Genomic DNA, 16,202 nt, shown 5'->3' with positions numbered 1-16,202 from the left:
CCATCCCATCGGTGAGTGACGGCATGTATCGACCCCGCGGTCACCGCGTTGTCGCGGGAATTGGGGCGCTCTTGCTGCTGGCCTCGACGGCCCATCACGGCTTCGAGATCGGATCCGTCACGGGCGCTACCGGGCCGCTGCTCGCGCTTGCGCTCGACGGCGGGATCGCGGCCGCCGTCGTTTACGCCGGCTACCGGATCGCTGCGATGGGGTTTTCCTCGGACGAGGAGCGCCGTATCGCCCGGTGGACGGTGGCCGGAGGGCTCACGGCGGTCGGCGCGATCGGCGCGACACTCCTCGTTCGCGCGTTCGAGGGGCGCCGGCTCGTCGAGCCCGCATTCCCGCTTCTGGTCGCCGCGGGCGCCGGGGCGCTAGCCGGCACGGTTGCGGGTTACTACGCGGTCCGGAGCGCGGCCGAGGCCCAGCGCGCGCGGGACGCGACGCGGGCCGTCTCCTTCGTGAACCGTCTCCTCCGTCACGACCTCCGGAACGACCTCTCCGCGATCCGCGGGTACGCCGACCTGATGGACGGGGGAGCGGCCCCCAGCGCCGACGAGCCGCCGGGCGGGCTCGGCTCCGACTCCCCGCCAGACTCAGCTCTCGACGCCCCCTCGTCCACGTCGGCCGTCATCGCGCGGAAGGCGGACGAGGGCCTCGACCGGATCGAGGCGACGGGCGCCGTCGCTGACGCCCTCCTCGGACGGGCACCGCTCCGACACGTCGACCTCGCCGAGACGACGCGAGACGTGCTGGCCGGGGTCGCCGACCGTCGCGGAGTGACGATCGACGCGGACATCGCCGACACGGCGCCGGTCCGGGCGAACGAGGGGTTGCGTTCGGTGGTCGACAACCTCGTCGAGAACGCGATCGAACACGGCCGCCCCGATGTCACCGTCCGGGTCGTCGTCCGCGTCGGCGATGACAACGTCTCGCTGACGGTCGCCGACGACGGTCCGGGGATCCCCCCGGAACACCGCGACTCGCTGCTCGGCGAGGGAGCGGCCGAGGACGATGCGTTGGGCGGCCTCCGGATCGTTTCGACCCTGATCGACAGCTACGACGGGGACCTCTCGATCGGCGAGTCCGACGACGGCGGTGCGCGGATCACGGTGACGCTCCCACGTGCGGGCTCGCGGTAGGGGCCGCGACGAAGGGGTGAACGAAGCCGGAGGGGGACGGTGTCCGGCGCTTGACGGGTCGCGTCCGGCGGCGCTCTCCGCCTCCGATACGGTGAAAGCCTGTCCGGCCCTCCGCGGTGACACATGGACCTCTCGCGGCTGCGGCGCGTCTGGACGCGCGTGTTCGCGCTCGCGTGGCCGGTCATGGCCGAGCAGACGTTCCGCACCGCGATGCGGACGACCGACATCCTCGTCACCGCGCTGTTCTCGCCGGCGGCCGTGGTCGCGATCGGGCTCGCCGACCTCTACGCTCGGTTTCCCCTCCGGATCGGGCTCGGCCTCGGCGGCGGGGCGATCGCGCTCTCCTCGCAGGACACCGGCGCGGGCGCGACCGACACGCGCGACGAGGCGGTGACGCAAGCGATCCTCGTCGGCGCGCTCGCTGGGATCCCCTTCGTGTTCTTCGGACTCTTCTTCGGCGAGTACGCGATCGACGTGTTCGGGCGGCTCGTCGGCGACCGAACCTCCCCGGACGTCGTCGCGCTCGGGTCGACGTACCTCGCGATCGTCTTCGCGACCGCCCCGGCGCGCCACGTCGCCCTGGTCGCCGCCCGCGCGCTCCAGGGGACCGGCGACACCCGCACGCCGATGTACGTCAACGTCGCCGCCAACTCCGTCAACATCGCGGGGTCGGTCGTCCTCGGGCTCGGCCTGTTCGGTCTCCCGCGGCTGGAGGTCGTCGGCGTCGGCCTCGCGACCGCCGGCGCCAACGTGCTCACGGCCGGGCTCCTCTGTTTCGCCATCTGGGGCCCGTGGACCGAAGCGTCGTTCGCGCGCCCCCGCGACCTCACGATCGCGAGCCAGCTCCTCCGAGTGAGCGCCCCCCGCGTGCTCGAGGGGTTCGGCTCGGAGCTCGCCGAGTTCCCGTTCAACGCGCTCCTCTTGGGCTTCGGCGAGTCGGTCAACGCCGGGTTCCAGATCGGGCGGCGGGTGTACCAACAGGTGACCGGCCCGCTCTCGCGGGGGTACAACGTCGCCGCCTCGGTGCTCGTCGGGCAGTCGCTCGGCGCCGGCGACCCCGACGAAGCCCGGTTCAACGGGTGGGCGGTCGCCGGACTGGGCGTCCTCACGGTCGGCTCGATCGGCCTCGGTCTGGTCGCGCTCGCGCCCCGGCTCGTCCCCCTCTTTACCGACGACGGCCCGACGATCGCGTACGCGGTCGACTTCGCTCGCGTCTACGGCGTCGCCGGGGCGGTCTTGGTCTGCTTCTCCGCGCTCTCCGGCGCGCTGCAGGGCGCGAGCGAGACCAGGGTCCCGCTCGTCGCTCGCGTCTCCGGGATGTTCGGCCTCTTTCTCGGCGCGTCGTGGCTGCTCGGGCGGACGGCCGGACTCGGTCCACGGGGGGCGTACGTCGGCGTGTTCCTCGCGTACGCGTGGATGGCGCTCGTCGTCATCGTCGGCTTCCGCTACTCGGGGTGGGCCGGCCGCGCCGCGGAGATGATGGCGGAGCGCGGGAGCGACGAGGTCGTCGACGCGTCGCCGGCGGACGGGTCGGAGCGGACCGAGCCGGCCGATCGCACCTCCGAGTGACCCCCACCGCTCGGGTTTTTAAGTATCAGACGGCCGAACCGGTTCGCATGGACCTGTCCTCCGCGGTCTCCGCTACCGCGTCGACCCTCCGACGGCGTCCCGCCGACCTGCTCCCGTTTTACCTCCTCGGCACGGCGGTCCCCGTCGTCGCTCGCGTTGGCCTCTTCGTTGCGGTCGCCGGAACGTACCTCCACTACGAGCTGACCGGTCGGCTCGCCGACGCGCGCCGAGCGCTCGCCGACCTGGACCTGACGCCGCCCGACACGCAGGACCCCGAGGCGGTCCAGGCGTGGGCCGAGAGCGTCGCCCCGGCGCTCGAACCCCTCGCGTCGCCGACCGCGATCCTCCTCCTCACCGTCGGCACGGCCGCGACGCTCCTGTTGGCGATCCTGACGTACGCCGCCGTCTCGGCCGGACAGATGTCGGCGGTCGCGGGCCGCGTCCGCGGCGGTCGCGGACTCACCGCCGGAATCGCCGGCGTGCGAGGACGCTGGCTCACGTTCCTCGGCCTCTACGTCGCCGAGATTCTGCTGTGGGCCGGCGTGTTGCTGCTCGCCGGGGTCGCCGTCGGCGGGGCGTCCCTCGTCAACCCCTTCCTCGGCGCGCTCGTCGCGCTCGTCGCGCTGCTCGTCGGACTGGTCGCCCTGCTCCTCGTTCGCGCGGTGTTCGCGTTCGCACCGGCCGCGGTCGTCGTCGACGAGACGGGGGTGATCGGCGCCGTCGAGGGGGCCGCCGGGTTCATCCGATCGAACCCCGTCGACGCCCTCGCGTACCTCGTCGTCGCCGTCGGCGTGCTCGTCGCGATCTCCTCGGCCGCGTCCGCGCTCGCGTTCTTCGGCGGCGGGGCCGTCGTCGCGCTCGCCAGCGCGGTCGTCGCCGCCCCCGCGCTCGACCTGCTCAAGACCGTCCTGTACGGCGACCACCGCGGTGCGGTCGCGCCCGTCGACCCGGTCGACGCTCGCCTCCGCGACCAATTCCTCGACGGCGTCCGCCGCGGCTGGCGTGAGATGACCGGGTTCGTCCGGCGAACGCCGGGGTTACACGCGGTCGCGGTCCTCGTCGGCGTCGGATTTGGTGCGGTCGGGTGGCTCGCGGCCGACCCCTTCGTCGGCGCGGTCACCACGTCTATCGACTCGCGGCTGGTCGGCCATCTCCCGCCGGCGGCCGCCCTCAACTTCTTCGGGAACAACTGGTCGGTGGCGATCGCGACCTCCCTCGGAGGTGTCGCCCTCGTGATCCCGGCGATCTCGTCGATCGCGTTCAACGGGCTGGCGCTCGGCGCGGTCGCGGCGTTGGAGGAGAACCTCGCCGCGCTGGTGGCGTTCGTGGTCCCCCACGGGGTTCTCGAAATCCCCGCGCTCTTCATCTCCGGAGCCCTCGGCATCCACCTCGGAATCGTCTCGTGGCGGACGTTCCGCGGTCGCCTGTCTCACGAGGCGTTCGCCGACGTGCTCGAACGCGCGTTCTGGGTGCTGGTGGGAGTCGGCGCGCTGATCGCGGTCGCCGCGTTCATCGAGGGGTTCGTGAGCCCGTACTACTGGCGGCCGTTCCTCTGAGGTCGCCTCCTCGCCGCGTCGCCGTCGCTCCCCTCTGCTCGGCGACCCGCCCGTACGTTCAAGTCGCTCCGCGTCGAATCCTGTCCTGTATGACGCGACGCGATCCCTTCACCGAGATAGAGGACCTGCTCGAACGGATGGGACAGGAGTTCGAGGAGCTGGGCGGCACGCTCGACGCGCCGGGGCCCGAGGTGCCCGGATTCCCCGGGGCCCGCGACGTCGCCGTCGACGTGATCGAGGACGACGAGTCGATCACCGTGCTCGCCGATCTCCCCGGCTACGGCGCCGACGAGATCGAGGTGGAGCTTCACGACGACGCGCTCTCGATCGCGGCCACCCGCGAGGAGACCCGGGACGCGGAGGCGACGGTCGGCGAAGCCGACGCGGCCGGAGACGAAGACAGCGTTGACGACGCGGGCGTCGGCTCTGAGGCCGGAGGCGACGCGGCGGTTCGCTACCACCGCCACGAACGCCGCCGCCGCTCGGTGTCGCGCCGGGTTCCGATCCCCGAACCGGTCGAACGCGACGGCACGACCGCCTCGTACGACGACGGCGTGCTCACCGTCATCCTCCTCAAACGGGCGTCGTCGGACTCCGCCGGCCACAGCATCGACGTGAACTGACCGGTCAGGGTTCGGGCTCTCTCGTCGCCGTCGCTTCGCGTCTTCCGAGCCGGCTGACACGAGCTATCAGCTATCCTGTCGTCTTTAATACCACTGAACGCGTCTCTATAGGTGACCATGAACAGAACAAACCCCTTCGACGAGATCGAGCAGTTCCTCGGCCGCGCCTCCTTCGGCGGCGACCGCGCGTGGGGGCGTGACCTCCGAACGACGGACATCGACGTGGCCGAGTACGACGACGAGTTCGTCGTCATGGCCGACCTCCCGGGGTACGACCGCGAGGACATCGACGTGCGGGCGACGGAGGGACGGCTCACGATCACCGCCGAGCGCGACACGGAGCGCGAGGACGGAGACCACGAGGCGGACCGTCGCTACCTCCGACGCGAGCGGCGCCACGAGTCGACCACCCGATCCGTCGACCTCCCCGGACCCGTCGTCGACGAGGACGCGAGCGCGACGTACCGCCACGGCGTGCTCACCGTCACGCTCCCGAAGACAGCCGACGTGGCAGACGAGGGCCACCGGATCGACGTGGCGTAGGCTCCCCGCGTTCGTTCTCATCTTCGTTCTCATCTCCGTTCTCGTCCCCGCCCCCCTTCTCACGCCAACACTTTCTCCACACCTCGCGTGCTACGATGGCCCATGGACGACGCCGACCACGAAGCGGCCCGTCGCGACCTCGTCGCCAGCCTCCGTCGCCGGCTCGATGTCGACGAGCGGACGCTCGCGGCGATCGGATCGGTACCGCGACACGCGTTCGTCCCGGAGGGTCACCGATCGCGCGCCTACGCCGACCGGCCGCTCCCGATCGGCCACGATCAGACGATCAGCGCGCCGCATATGGTGGCGCTCATGACCGACCTGCTCGATGTCGGACCGGGCGACCGGGTGTTGGAGGTCGGTACGGGCTGCGGCTACCACGCCGCCGTCGTCGCCGAGATCGTCGGCCCGGGGAACGTGTACAGCGTCGAGTACGTCCCGGAGCTGGCCGAATCGGCCCGCGAACGGCTCCGGCGGCTCGGCTACGACGTGACCGTCCAGGCCGGCGACGGGCGAACAGCGTTCCGCGACGAAGCGCCTTTCGACGCCGCGTATCTGACCTGCGCGCCGACCGATGCAGTCCCCGACCAGATCGTCGAGCGCGTGCGGTCGGGCGGCCGGGTCGTCGCGCCGGTCGGTCGCGCCGGCGCGCAGCGGCTCGTCAGACTGACGATCGGAGCGGAGGGCGTCGACCGCGAGGACCACGGCGGTGTCCGGTTCGTTCCGATGCGGTGACGGGCGACTCGGTGACACGCGGCACGACACCGAGCGAGCGCTTTTAGAGGGCCGAGCACCGAGCCACGCTATGGACGAGGCGTCGCTTCGAGCCGACATGATCGAGGGGCTCGAACACCAGATCGGCGAGACGCTGGACGAGCCCGTGTTAGCGGCGCTCCAACGCGTCTCACGTGACCCGTTCGTCGACGACGCTTCGACGGCCGGGGGCGAGACCGGCCGGGGCGGCGGCAACGGGGACCGGTCGCTCGCGCCCGCGACGGTCGTGCGGCTGTTAGCCGCGCTCGACGCCGACGAGGGCGACGAGGTGCTCGTCGTGGGCGCGGGCGTCGGCTACTCCGTCGCGCTGCTCGCTGAAATCGCTGGCGCGAGGCACGTCCACGCCGTCGACATCGACCGCGAGGCGGTCGCGCTCGCCCGGTCGAACCTCTCGACGGCCGGATACGACGCCGTCCTCGTCGACCGGCGGGACGGGGCGAACGGGCTCCCCGAATACGCCCCGTACGACCGGATCCTCCTCGAGGCCGGAGTCGTCGAGCCGCCGCGCGCGCTCCGCGAGCAGCTCGCCGACGATGGCCGGATCGTCTACCCCCGCGGGACGGCGGTGCAAACGATCGCCGCGATCGAGCCGGACTCGGCGGGAGACGCGACCGACGACGCGATCGACGACGATACCGCCCCGACGGGGTTCCGGACGGTCGAAACGGCCGGTCCGGCCCGCCTCCAGCCGATGCTCGTCGACGGCGAGCAGCGCGGCGTCGAGCGGAACCGCACCCGCCGCGAGGACGCCGAGCGCGCCGAGCAGGGTCACTTCGCGCGGCACGGCTGGGAGCAGGACTGGATCGACTGGGACGACCGCCTCTGATCATTCCGCGACCACCAGCACCTCCGTGTTCCCGCGCTCGTCGACGTAGTCGCCTTCCGCGGGTGGTTTCACTTCGACGGTGAGGGTGCCGTCCGGCTGATTCGGCCCCAGTTCCGGGTCGACATCGACCGTCGCCATCCCGTCCTCGTTCGTCGTTCCGGTGGCGACGCCGTCTATCTGTGCCGATCCGCTTCGGACGATTACCGTCGCGTCCGCGACGCGGGAGCCGTCCGGATCGAGGACGGCGACGTCGAGCGACTGGTCGCCCGGCGTCGTCACCTCCGGCTGCGGCTGCGCGTCGAGCTCCGTCGCCGACAGCCCTTCGATATCGCCGATCATCCCCATCATCACGCTGAGGCTCGCGACGCCGACGACGAGCGCGATGACCAGCCTGACCGGCAACCCCTCGATCGCCCGTCGGTCTGCGCGGAACGATCGGTTGTTCGCGGTGCGTCCGTCCCGTTTCGAGTGCGGCATACCGCCGGTGGCCGCGGTATCACTGATAAATAGTTGGACGGGGTCGACCGAGCAGGTCGGGGGAACCGTCTCTCGCCCGCGACCGTCACTCCGGCGGGCTGTTACCGACCGCGTTCTCCCCGGGCCTTTTGTGCGATACCGGGCGCACCGCGGCTATGCACGTGCTCGGACGCGAAGCCGGTTCGGACGGTGGAGCCGGCCCCGACGAGAGTTCTCCCGCCGGAGCGGACGGCGAAACCGCCGGCGGCCGTCTCCCGACCATTCGGCTCGGATCGTTCCTCGCGCGCGACGGGAGCGCGGGAGCCGGTGTCGGCGTGGACGCGGATACGCCACACGCCGGCGTCGTCTTCGGCAAGCGGGGCACCGGCAAGTCGTACACGCTCGGCGTCCTCGCGGAGGGGCTCGCGGCCTCGCGCGGCGTCGCGCCGATCGTGGTTGATCCGATGGGCGTCTTCGGTGGGCTCCGGGCCGCAGGCGGACGGGTCGTCGAACCGCGGATCCGACCGACGGCGATCCCGCCGGAGGCGTGGCCGGACCTGCTCGGCCTCGACCCGGCGAGCGGCCCGGGAAGCCTGGCGTGGCGAGTCGTCGCCGATGCCTTCGACGCCGCCACCGACGCCGGAGACGACCGGGAGGAGGCGGACCCCTCCCCCTCGCTTGCGACGCTCCGCGACCGTGTCGACGACGCGGACGCGCCCGCGGCGGACCGGCGCGCGGCGACGAACCACCTCCGACTCGCGGAGTCGTGGGGCGTGTTCGACGCGACCGCGCCGCCGGTCACCCGTCTCGCCGGCGGGGACCCGACCGTGATCGACCTCGCCGGCGTCCCCGAGGCGGCCGCGGCCGCGGTCGTCCGGGCGGTCGCTCGGGGACTCTACGACGCCCGGATCGACGGCGACCTCGACCGCCTCCCGTGGCTCCTGATCGACGAGGCGCACGCCTTCTTCGGCGGCGTCGCCGACCCGGCACTCCGGACGCTGTTGACCCGCGGTCGCGCGCCCGGCGTCTCGCTGGTCTGTGCGACGCAGCGTCCCGGCGCGGTGCCGAGCGTCGCAGTCTCCCAGTCGGACCTGATCGTCGCCCATCGTCTCACCGCCGAACGCGACCTCGATCGGCTCGCCGAGGCCGAGGCGACCTACCTCGCCGGCGACCTCGCCTCGCGGCTTCCGACCGACACCGGCGAGGCGCTCGTCGTCGACGACGCGACGGAAACGGCACACACCGTTCGCGTCCGTGAGCGCCGGACCCCGCACGGCGGCGGGAGCCCCCGCGCGAGCCGGACCGCCGCGGTCGCGGGGGAGTCCCCCGGAGACGGATCTCCGGAATGCGCTGCGGATTCGGGGGGTCCGAGATAACCGCCGGAGGCGCGCCGACGCGGAACGGACGCCGCCGGGACTCCGCCTGATCGGACCTCGGGGAACGACAGGTACAGGCGCCTCCGTGCCCTACTGGGTCTCGTGACCGACGACGAGGACGGAAGCTCCCCAGACGGGTCCACGGCAGACGCTCCGCCCGCGGACGCCCAGCCCGATGCTCCCGGCACCGCCGACGCCGCAGCTACCGCCGACGCGGCGGATTCTCCCGACTCGGCGGACGCGCCGATCGACTTCGGGACCCTCTCGCTCCCCCAGCGCGCGTTCGTTGCGGCCGTCCAAAACCCGACCCGCGGGGTCATGATCGCCGGCCTGCTCGCGTTCGCGTTCTCGTTTTACGTCGCCTTCTGGCTGGTCTTTCCGCAGGTCGCGGCGTTCATGTCGGCGATCGGCGCCGTCTTGGTCGCGCTCGTCGCGCTCGTCTACCTCGTCTCGGACCGACTCTCTCGGTAGCCCCCCTCTCTCGTCAAGTCGTTCCTCACTCTCGGCTCTCGGGCTCCCGCCACGCGCTCACGGGTGCGGCTCGTAGAACTCCCTGAGTGGCACCCCGAACGCCGGCGCGAGGGTCGCGACCGCGTCGCCGACCAGCACGTCGCGCTCGGCGAACTCCCGCTCCACCTGCGCGCCGAGCGCCACGTCGCCGGCCGCGTCGCTCTCGAGGTACTCGCGGACCGTCGTGAACTCCCGCTCTCGTTCGACGACGTAGCGATCGCCGTCGATGAACGGGCCGTACGTCTCCGGATCCACGTCGTCGGCGTACGACTCGTAGAAGCTCGCGGCGTGTTTCCGCACCGCGACCGGCGGTCCCTCGTGGCGCGCCACCGCCGGCCGCTCTGCGACCTCCAGTTCGGCGTACAGCGCCGCGCGCTTGGCGCCGCCCCCCTCGCGATCGGGGCCCTCCGCGTCGGTCATCGCACGCGCGCGGAGCACGTCGAACCCGCGCTCGTTCAGCCCCCGGACGATCCCGTCGAGCGACCGCCGGAGCTGCGGCCACAGCTGGTCGTCGACCACGTCGGGAGCGTCGAACACGACGGCGGCCGGCGTCGTGTTCCGTCGATCGAGATGGCTCCGGACGTCACCGGCGTCGAGCGGGGCGGGGTCAGCCGGCTCGAACGGGTCCTCGCTCGGCGCCGCGAGCAGCTCGCGGGCGTAGTGTTGGAACCGCGCGAGGTTCGCCGCCGAGAGGACGGCCGCGACGTTCCGCGTCGGATCGGTCGGGTCGACCACGACGAGCGGGTCGTCGAAGGTCCGCTCGGCGTGCCCCTCGGGGTCGAACTCCACCGGCGGGTGCCAGCTCCGGGCGGACTCCACGAGGGGGACGAACCCCCCGAGTTCCAGGACGAGCAGCTCGGTCAGGTACCCCGAGAACCCCTCGGTGCGGAGGTCGCTCCCGTACGCCCCGATCCCTTTCAGGAACGCCTTCGCGAGCACGACGTCGTCCGCGAGATCGTCGTCCAGCCGCGCGGAGAGGTACGCGTCGTGGAACGGGGTGCGGTCGACGGCGGAGACGAGGTCCCCGGCGGTCTCGACGTCGTGACAGGGGACCAAGTCCACGTCGAACCCCTCGTGGGTCCCCTTCACGTAGGGGTGTTCGGCGTACTCCTCGTGGCCGTCCGGGAGGACGGCGTGGCCGACGGCGAGCCCGTACTCCTCCAGCTGTTCGCGGTCGAGGTCGGCGTCGAACCGCACGAAGAGGTCGATGTCGCGGTCGCCGGAGACCCACGTACCGCGGGCGGTCGACCCCACCTGCACCACGTCGGCGTCGACCGGGAGGTCCGCGATCGCTGCTCGCGTCCGCTCGGCGAGTTCGGCGGCGACCGTCCGCAGGTGGTCGCGCTCAGCGGGCTCGGGCACCACTCGGTCGCGCACCCGCGACAGCACCGCCTCGAGATCGTCCATGAAACTCGCTTCTCGCGGTCCGGCCGAAAACGTGTCGGTCACCGGGCGAGTGGCGTGCTCTGCGAGTCGATCGGGAGACGGCGGCTGGGAGCGATCTGGGTGCGCCAACCGATCGCACTCGGGTCGGGCGGAAACGAAAGCCCTATCAAAACGAATCGAGTACGCTGAATCGAGCCGAAGTAGCTCAGTTGGTAGAGCGCCTCGCTGTTAACGAGGCGGTCCCAGGTTCGAGTCCTGGCTTCGGCGCCTCTTTCCGTTCCTACTCCGCATACCGTTTGGTGACGACTCCGGCTTTCTATCGACAAGTTCACTCCCGGTCCCGTCCGGCGATCACACCGATTCGGTACGCTAAAGGGCTCGTCCCGTTTAGCCCGCACCACGGGCCTTTAGCTTAGTCTGGCTCAAAGCCCTCCGCTCATAACGGAGTGATCGCCGGTTCAAATCCGGCAAGGCCCATCTTTTTACTCCAACAGCTCGACGAGCCCGTTCACGTCTTCGATGACGGCGTCGGCGCCGACCTCGGTGTACTTCCGGCGTCCCTCGTCGCCGGTCAGGCCGCCGGTGAGGACGCCGATCCCGTAGTAGACGCGGCTCGGGTCCTCGTCGTCGGCGTTGCGCGCGGTCCGCACGTCGTCGAGGGTGTCGCCGGCGAAGGCGACGCGGTCGGCGTCGAACCGTTCCGCGAGCTCCACGAGCGCCCGCGGGTGCGGCTTCCCCTCTTCCCAGTCGTCCATCGTGAACCGGTGGTCGTCGGGCACGTCGAGGCCGACGCGTTCTAAGGCGATCTCCGCCTCGGCTGCGGGCCGTCCCGTCAGCACGCCCACGTCGAACCGGTCGGTGAGGGCGGCGATCGTCTCCGCGTCGATCAGCGTCGGCTCGTCGTGGATATACCCCGGCGCCGACAGCGGCGGCTCGCCGCCTTCCAGTTCGCGGTACAGCTCTTCGCCCAGATACAGCGCCTGAAAGGTCTCGCGGAGGAGGTCGGTGTCCCACTGGTCGCGGACCCGCGCCTGTGCGACCCGGGGGAGGTCGCCGACGACCGCCTTCGCGGCGCCGAGCCCGCCGCCCCCCTCGGCCACCCGGTCGGTGAACGTCTCGACGTCCATCCCGAGCCCCTCGCGGCGGGCCAACACGTAGAGGGCGGCCGCGTTCGTCAGCTCCCAGTCGTTGTTGAACCCGCCGGCGTCCTTGAACGCCTGGACGCCGTCGCGATCGATCGTCTTCTCACACACCCGCTCGACGGTCTCGATGATCGCCCGCCGGTAGGAGTCCGCCACGTCGACCAACACCCCGTCGATGTCGAGGACGACTGCGTCGACCTGCATACCCGTAGGCTGGCAGGAGCGGGAAAGAACGTTCCGGGTTCTCGTCGAATCGGGCGCCTCTCGGACTCCCGCCTCACACGGGGTCGGCCGATCGCCCCTCGCGGTCGCCGTCGCGTGCGACGTACAGCACGGTCCCCTCGATCGTGCGCCGTCGGACCGGCACGACCGGCTCCTCGAACCCGAGGGTGGTGAACACGCAGCCGGCGTCGAGACGGTCGGCGAGCGCGACGGTCGGCCGTTGGATCTCGGCCGGCAGGTTACACGCGTACACCGCGTCGACCGCCGCGCGGCCGTCCGCACCGGTCGCGACACGATCGGCCGCCTCACCCGTGATGCGGCCGCTCTCGTCAACCAGCGGCTCGGCGTCGCGTTCCGGCTCCCCGTCCGCGAGCGCGAGCACGTTCCCCCGGCGGATCCGAAGCGACCCCGCGACCGATCCGCTGTCGGTTTCTCTCGCGGCCGACCGGGTTCGATCCCCCGGTTCGATGTCGACGGCAACGACGCGACAGCCCCGCTCTGCGAGCGCTCTCGCGACTTCGGGTCGGTCGCCGACGCCGACCTCGACGAGGGTGTCGTGTTCGGCGAGTTCGTCGACCAGCGCCCGGCGAGAGAGTGAGACCACGGCGCGGGCTTTATGATTGCGGCGGTCATAAGCGATTCCATGCTCGTGGACATCGTCCCAGTCGGGGAGGTCACGCCCCGCGTGAAACGCGAGGCCTCCGCCGCGCTCCGCTCCGTGTACGACTGCGACGTGACGGTCCACGACGACCAGCCGATTCCCGGGGCGGCTTACGACGAGGGCCGCGATCAGTACCGCGCCGAGGACCTGATCGAGACCGTCGGTCGCGTCGGCGGCGGCGAGAAGAACATCGGAATCACCCCGCGCGACCTCTACTACCGCCGTCGGAACTACGTGTTCGGACTCGCGTACCTCAACGGAAACGGCTCCGTGATCTCCACTCACCGGCTCCGAACGTCCTCCGACGGGGGCGTCTCCACCAAGCCCGCAGTCGACGTGTTTGCCGACCGCGTCCGCAAGGAAGTCGTCCACGAAATCGGTCACACCCTCGGTTTGGAGCACTGCGACAACAGCAAGTGCGTCATGTCCTTTTCCCCGACCGTCCGCGAGGTCGACGTGAAAGAGGAGAACCTCTGCGGCTCCTGTTCGCGGCTCGTTCGATAAGGGCGCCGTCGCTCGGGAGCGACTCGGTTCCCGCCGGTAGACGTAAACCGCATCCTGTCCAACTACCGCGTATGGCCGCAAAGCCGGAGTACCGCGACCGGCCGGACGTCGAGGTCGCGCTGTTGGACGCGCTTGTCGACCGCGGCGACGAGGGGATGACGGTGCTGGAGCTTCGCGCGGCCGTCGACGCTGACATCGACGCCGTCGAGGAGGCGCTGTCGACGCTGAAAGCGGACTCGCTCATCACCGTCGAGAGCGAGCAACGGGTGCGTGTCTACGCGCACGACCGCGTCATCCCCGATCCCGACGATCAGATCGAGGATAGCTCGGACACCCTCATCGACGCCGTCCGCGACCGGCTCGGACTGTAGCGACACGGCGCGTGCGCGAGCGGGGACGCGGCCTCGCTCGGGCCTGCCGAAGCCAGCGACCTTTTGCCGCTCCCCCGACTCTCTACCGGTATGACTCTCGTCTCCGACACCCACGGTGCCCACGGCGCGGTGTACCGCGACCGCGGCGGCCGGCAAGTGGTCGATCACTACGGGAAACCAGAGCGCGTCGGCAAGGCGGTCCGCAACGTCGTCGGCGCGATCGAGATGGGGTACGGCGTCCTCGCCGTCACGGGCGACGACCGCGTCGAGTTCGTCGACAACGCCGTCTCCAACCGGGTCCCGGACGAGGACGGGCAGGGCGTGTACGCGCTCCTGCTCGATCCGCAGGGGGGGATCGAGACGGACATGTACGTGTACAACGCCGACGAGCGCCTGCTCGTCTTCCTCCCGCCGGAGCGGACCGAGGCGGTCGCCGAAGATTGGGCCGACAAGGTGTTCATCCAGGACGTGGCGATCGACGACATCTCCGACGAGCTCGCCGTCTTCGGGGTTCACGGGCCCAAGTCGACGGAGAAGATCGCCTCGGTGCTCGGCGGGCCGGGCGCCCCCGAGAAGCCGCTCTCGTTCGTCCGCGGATCGATGGTCGACGCGGGCGTCACCGTCATCGCGAGCGACGCCCCCCTGGGCGAGGAGGGGTACGAGGTCGTCTGCGCCGCCGCGGACGCCGAAGAGGTGCTCGACACCCTGATCAACCGCGGGCTCAACGCGGCGCCGTTCGGGTACCGGACGTGGGACGCGCTCTCGCTCGAAGCCGGCACGCCGCTCTTCGAGTACGAACTGGACGGGACGGTCCCGAACGTCCTCGGGCTCCGCAACGCGCTGGACTTCGAGAAGGGGTGTTACGTCGGACAGGAGGTCGTCTCCCGCGTCGAGAACCAGGGGCGCCCGAGCCGCCGACTCGTCGGGCTCGCCCTCGACGGCCTCGCCGACGCGACCGCCGAGATCGACGGCGACACCGACCCGGAGGAGTACGACGCGCTCCTGCCCTCCCCCGGCGCCGCCGTCTTCGCGGGCGACGAGGCGGTCGGCGAGGTGACCCGCGCGGCGGTCGGCCCCGCCGCCGGCGATCCGATCGCGCTGGCGCTCGTCCGGTTCGACGCCGATCTCGCCGCCCCCACCGTGCGCGTCGACGGCGCGGAGGTGTCGGCGACGCGGACCGACCTCCCGTTCGCGTCCGTCGACGGGAGCGCCCGCTCCGCGCGGCTGCCGACGTACCCGGACGACGAGTAGCCGACGCCGGCGCGGTGCCCTTCGGGTTTCGAAGTCATCCGCCGCCGAGCCGCCGGTAACGCCGGACGATAGCCGGATGATAGCCGGACCACCGCGGTTCGCCGATCGGATCGCCGTCAGATCACGAACTGCACCGCGGTGTAGACGCTAAACCCGAGCGTCAGCGAGCCGACGAGCGACGCGATCCACGCGAACACGGTGTACCCCATCTTCGACCGACTCACGCCGGCGTCGCCCGCGGCGTAGCCGGCGCCGACGATGGCGGAGACGATGATCTCGTTGAACGAGACGGGGATCCCGAACGCGACGGCGGTCTGCGCGATCGCGAACGACGGGATGAGCGCCGAGATCGACCGCCGCGGTCCCATCGAGGCGTAATCCTGCGAGATCGCTTTGATCATCCGCGGCGCGCCGGTCCACGACCCGACCAGCAGCCCCGCGCCGCCGCCGACGAGCAGGGCCCACAACGGGACCCCGACCTCGCTGAATATCGGCACGAGCGGCCCGATGGCGAGGCCGACCTGCGACCCCCCGGCCGAGAACGCGACGAGGCCGCCCATCGCGAGGAGGAACCGGCGCTGGGCGCCCTCGCGGTCCCGACCGAGATCGGCGTACACCGCGGCCGCGACGACCGCCGCGACCGCGGCCGTGACGAGCGCGTCCCCGAACGCGCCGACGCCGATTTCGGTGCCGATCGCCGCCGATAACGACGCCTGCTCGCCCGGCGGACCGAGCAGCGCGAACCCGACGTTCGCGACAAGCGCGCCGACGAGTCCGGCGAGCGCGGCGGTGAGCGGCCGCTCGGGGAGCGCGTCGCCGATGAGCCCCCGCGCGACGACGTAGGCGACGCCGCCGCCGGCGAACGGAGTGAGCACCCACAGCGTGAGGATCTCGGTGTACTTCGGCCACGCCGGATCCCCGCCCATCGCGAGGCCGACGCCGACGACCGCGCCGGTGACGGTGAAGGCGGTCGCGATCGGGTAGCCGGCGAACACGCCGATCGCGACGAGCGCGGCCGCGGTGAGCAGCGCGACGATGGCGGCGCCGGCGGTGAGGGTGACGCCGCCGATCAGTTCGGTTCCCACCGCCTCAGTCACGTTCGCGCCCTGGAGGATCGCGCCCAGCAGCCCCAACACCCCGACGACAAGCCCCGCGCGCATCACGGAGATGGCGTTGGCGCCGACGGCCGGAGCGAACGGCGTCGATCCGGAGGAGCCGGCGCCGATCGACCACGCCATGAAGAGGCTGGCGGCGGCGGCGACGCCGAGGGTGGCGACGGTTGCGACGACCATG

Annotated in this window: 17 protein-coding genes and 2 tRNA genes; 14 read left to right on the top strand and 5 right to left on the bottom strand. The window is 71.5% G+C overall.

What is annotated here, in order from left to right; translation table 11 throughout:
- Window positions 1-23: 23 nt before the first annotated feature.
- From ACT4MF_RS07295 to ACT4MF_RS07265, 7 genes are all read left to right on the top strand, one after another.
- Window positions 24-1,139 carry an ATP-binding protein gene (locus ACT4MF_RS07295; RefSeq protein ID WP_444682047.1) on the top strand — a complete coding sequence of 372 codons (1,116 nt, stop codon included), beginning with the start codon at window positions 24-26 and terminating at the stop codon, window positions 1,137-1,139.
- A gap of 123 nt (window positions 1,140-1,262) precedes the next feature.
- Window positions 1,263-2,708 carry an MATE family efflux transporter gene (locus tag ACT4MF_RS07290; protein ID WP_444682048.1) on the top strand — a complete coding sequence of 482 codons (1,446 nt, stop codon included), beginning with the start codon at window positions 1,263-1,265 and terminating at the stop codon, window positions 2,706-2,708.
- A gap of 47 nt (window positions 2,709-2,755) precedes the next feature.
- Window positions 2,756-4,264 carry a stage II sporulation protein M gene (locus ACT4MF_RS07285; protein ID WP_444682049.1) on the top strand — a complete coding sequence of 503 codons (1,509 nt, stop codon included), beginning with the start codon at window positions 2,756-2,758 and terminating at the stop codon, window positions 4,262-4,264.
- A gap of 89 nt (window positions 4,265-4,353) precedes the next feature.
- Complete coding sequence (locus tag ACT4MF_RS07280; protein WP_444682050.1) at window positions 4,354-4,887, top strand: Hsp20/alpha crystallin family protein; 534 nt, start codon at window positions 4,354-4,356, stop codon at window positions 4,885-4,887.
- Between the two features lie 117 nt (window positions 4,888-5,004).
- Complete coding sequence (locus tag ACT4MF_RS07275) at window positions 5,005-5,430, top strand: Hsp20/alpha crystallin family protein (protein WP_099255886.1); 426 nt, start codon at window positions 5,005-5,007, stop codon at window positions 5,428-5,430.
- A 102-nt stretch (window positions 5,431-5,532) separates the two neighbouring features.
- Window positions 5,533-6,165: a protein-L-isoaspartate(D-aspartate) O-methyltransferase gene (locus ACT4MF_RS07270; RefSeq protein WP_099255885.1), complete on the top strand. Its 633-nt coding sequence runs from the start codon at window positions 5,533-5,535 to the stop codon at window positions 6,163-6,165.
- Window positions 6,166-6,235: 70 nt separating this feature from the next.
- A complete protein-coding gene (locus tag ACT4MF_RS07265) occupies window positions 6,236-7,030 on the top strand; it encodes a protein-L-isoaspartate O-methyltransferase family protein (RefSeq protein ID WP_444682051.1) in 795 nt (264 codons plus the stop codon).
- Here the strand turns inward: ACT4MF_RS07265 and ACT4MF_RS07260 are convergent, their stop codons facing one another.
- A complete protein-coding gene (locus ACT4MF_RS07260) occupies window positions 7,031-7,507 on the bottom strand; it encodes a DUF7382 domain-containing protein (RefSeq protein ID WP_099255883.1) in 477 nt (158 codons plus the stop codon).
- A gap of 155 nt (window positions 7,508-7,662) precedes the next feature.
- On the opposite strand from ACT4MF_RS07260, the gene ACT4MF_RS07255 reads away from it, so the two are divergent.
- Window positions 7,663-8,862 (top strand): ATP-binding protein, encoded by a 1,200-nt coding sequence (locus ACT4MF_RS07255; RefSeq protein WP_444682052.1) that lies wholly within the window; start codon window positions 7,663-7,665, stop codon window positions 8,860-8,862.
- Window positions 8,863-8,964: 102 nt separating this feature from the next.
- Entirely contained in the window at window positions 8,965-9,333 is a 369-nt protein-coding gene (locus tag ACT4MF_RS07250; protein ID WP_444682053.1) for a hypothetical protein, read from the top strand.
- A gap of 57 nt (window positions 9,334-9,390) precedes the next feature.
- Here the strand turns inward: ACT4MF_RS07250 and cca are convergent, their stop codons facing one another.
- Window positions 9,391-10,779, bottom strand: coding sequence for a CCA tRNA nucleotidyltransferase (gene cca / locus ACT4MF_RS07245; RefSeq protein WP_444682054.1), 1,389 nt, complete (start codon window positions 10,777-10,779; stop codon window positions 9,391-9,393).
- Window positions 10,780-10,952: 173 nt separating this feature from the next.
- Between cca and ACT4MF_RS07240 the strand changes: the two genes are divergently transcribed.
- Window positions 10,953-11,025 (top strand) — tRNA-Asn (locus ACT4MF_RS07240).
- 134 nt (window positions 11,026-11,159) lie between these two features.
- Window positions 11,160-11,235, top strand: a tRNA-Ile gene (locus ACT4MF_RS07235).
- A gap of 5 nt (window positions 11,236-11,240) precedes the next feature.
- On the opposite strand, the gene ACT4MF_RS07230 is transcribed toward ACT4MF_RS07235, so the two are convergent.
- Entirely contained in the window at window positions 11,241-12,104 is an 864-nt protein-coding gene (locus ACT4MF_RS07230; protein ID WP_444682055.1) for a TIGR01548 family HAD-type hydrolase, read from the bottom strand.
- A 73-nt stretch (window positions 12,105-12,177) separates the two neighbouring features.
- Window positions 12,178-12,726, bottom strand: coding sequence for a UPF0146 family protein (locus tag ACT4MF_RS07225; protein ID WP_444682056.1), 549 nt, complete (start codon window positions 12,724-12,726; stop codon window positions 12,178-12,180).
- A 39-nt stretch (window positions 12,727-12,765) separates the two neighbouring features.
- Between ACT4MF_RS07225 and ACT4MF_RS07220 the strand changes: the two genes are divergently transcribed.
- From ACT4MF_RS07220 to ygfZ, 3 genes are all read left to right on the top strand, one after another.
- Window positions 12,766-13,287: an archaemetzincin family Zn-dependent metalloprotease gene (locus tag ACT4MF_RS07220; protein WP_099255878.1), complete on the top strand. Its 522-nt coding sequence runs from the start codon at window positions 12,766-12,768 to the stop codon at window positions 13,285-13,287.
- A 71-nt stretch (window positions 13,288-13,358) separates the two neighbouring features.
- Window positions 13,359-13,658 carry a DUF6432 family protein gene (locus tag ACT4MF_RS07215; protein WP_099255877.1) on the top strand — a complete coding sequence of 100 codons (300 nt, stop codon included), beginning with the start codon at window positions 13,359-13,361 and terminating at the stop codon, window positions 13,656-13,658.
- A gap of 90 nt (window positions 13,659-13,748) precedes the next feature.
- A complete protein-coding gene (ygfZ, locus tag ACT4MF_RS07210) occupies window positions 13,749-14,909 on the top strand; it encodes a CAF17-like 4Fe-4S cluster assembly/insertion protein YgfZ (protein ID WP_444682057.1) in 1,161 nt (386 codons plus the stop codon).
- A gap of 116 nt (window positions 14,910-15,025) precedes the next feature.
- On the opposite strand, the gene ACT4MF_RS07205 is transcribed toward ygfZ, so the two are convergent.
- Complete coding sequence (locus ACT4MF_RS07205; RefSeq protein WP_099255875.1) at window positions 15,026-16,201, bottom strand: inorganic phosphate transporter; 1,176 nt, start codon at window positions 16,199-16,201, stop codon at window positions 15,026-15,028.
- Window position 16,202: the final 1 nt, after the last annotated feature.

Origin of the sequence: Halorubrum sp. FL23, assembly GCF_052439115.2 — an archaeon.
Taxonomy (GTDB): Archaea; Halobacteriota; Halobacteria; order Halobacteriales; family Haloferacaceae; genus Halorubrum; species Halorubrum persicum.
Note: the sequence above shows the minus strand (reverse complement) of the source record. Positions and strands in the feature narration are given on the sequence as shown.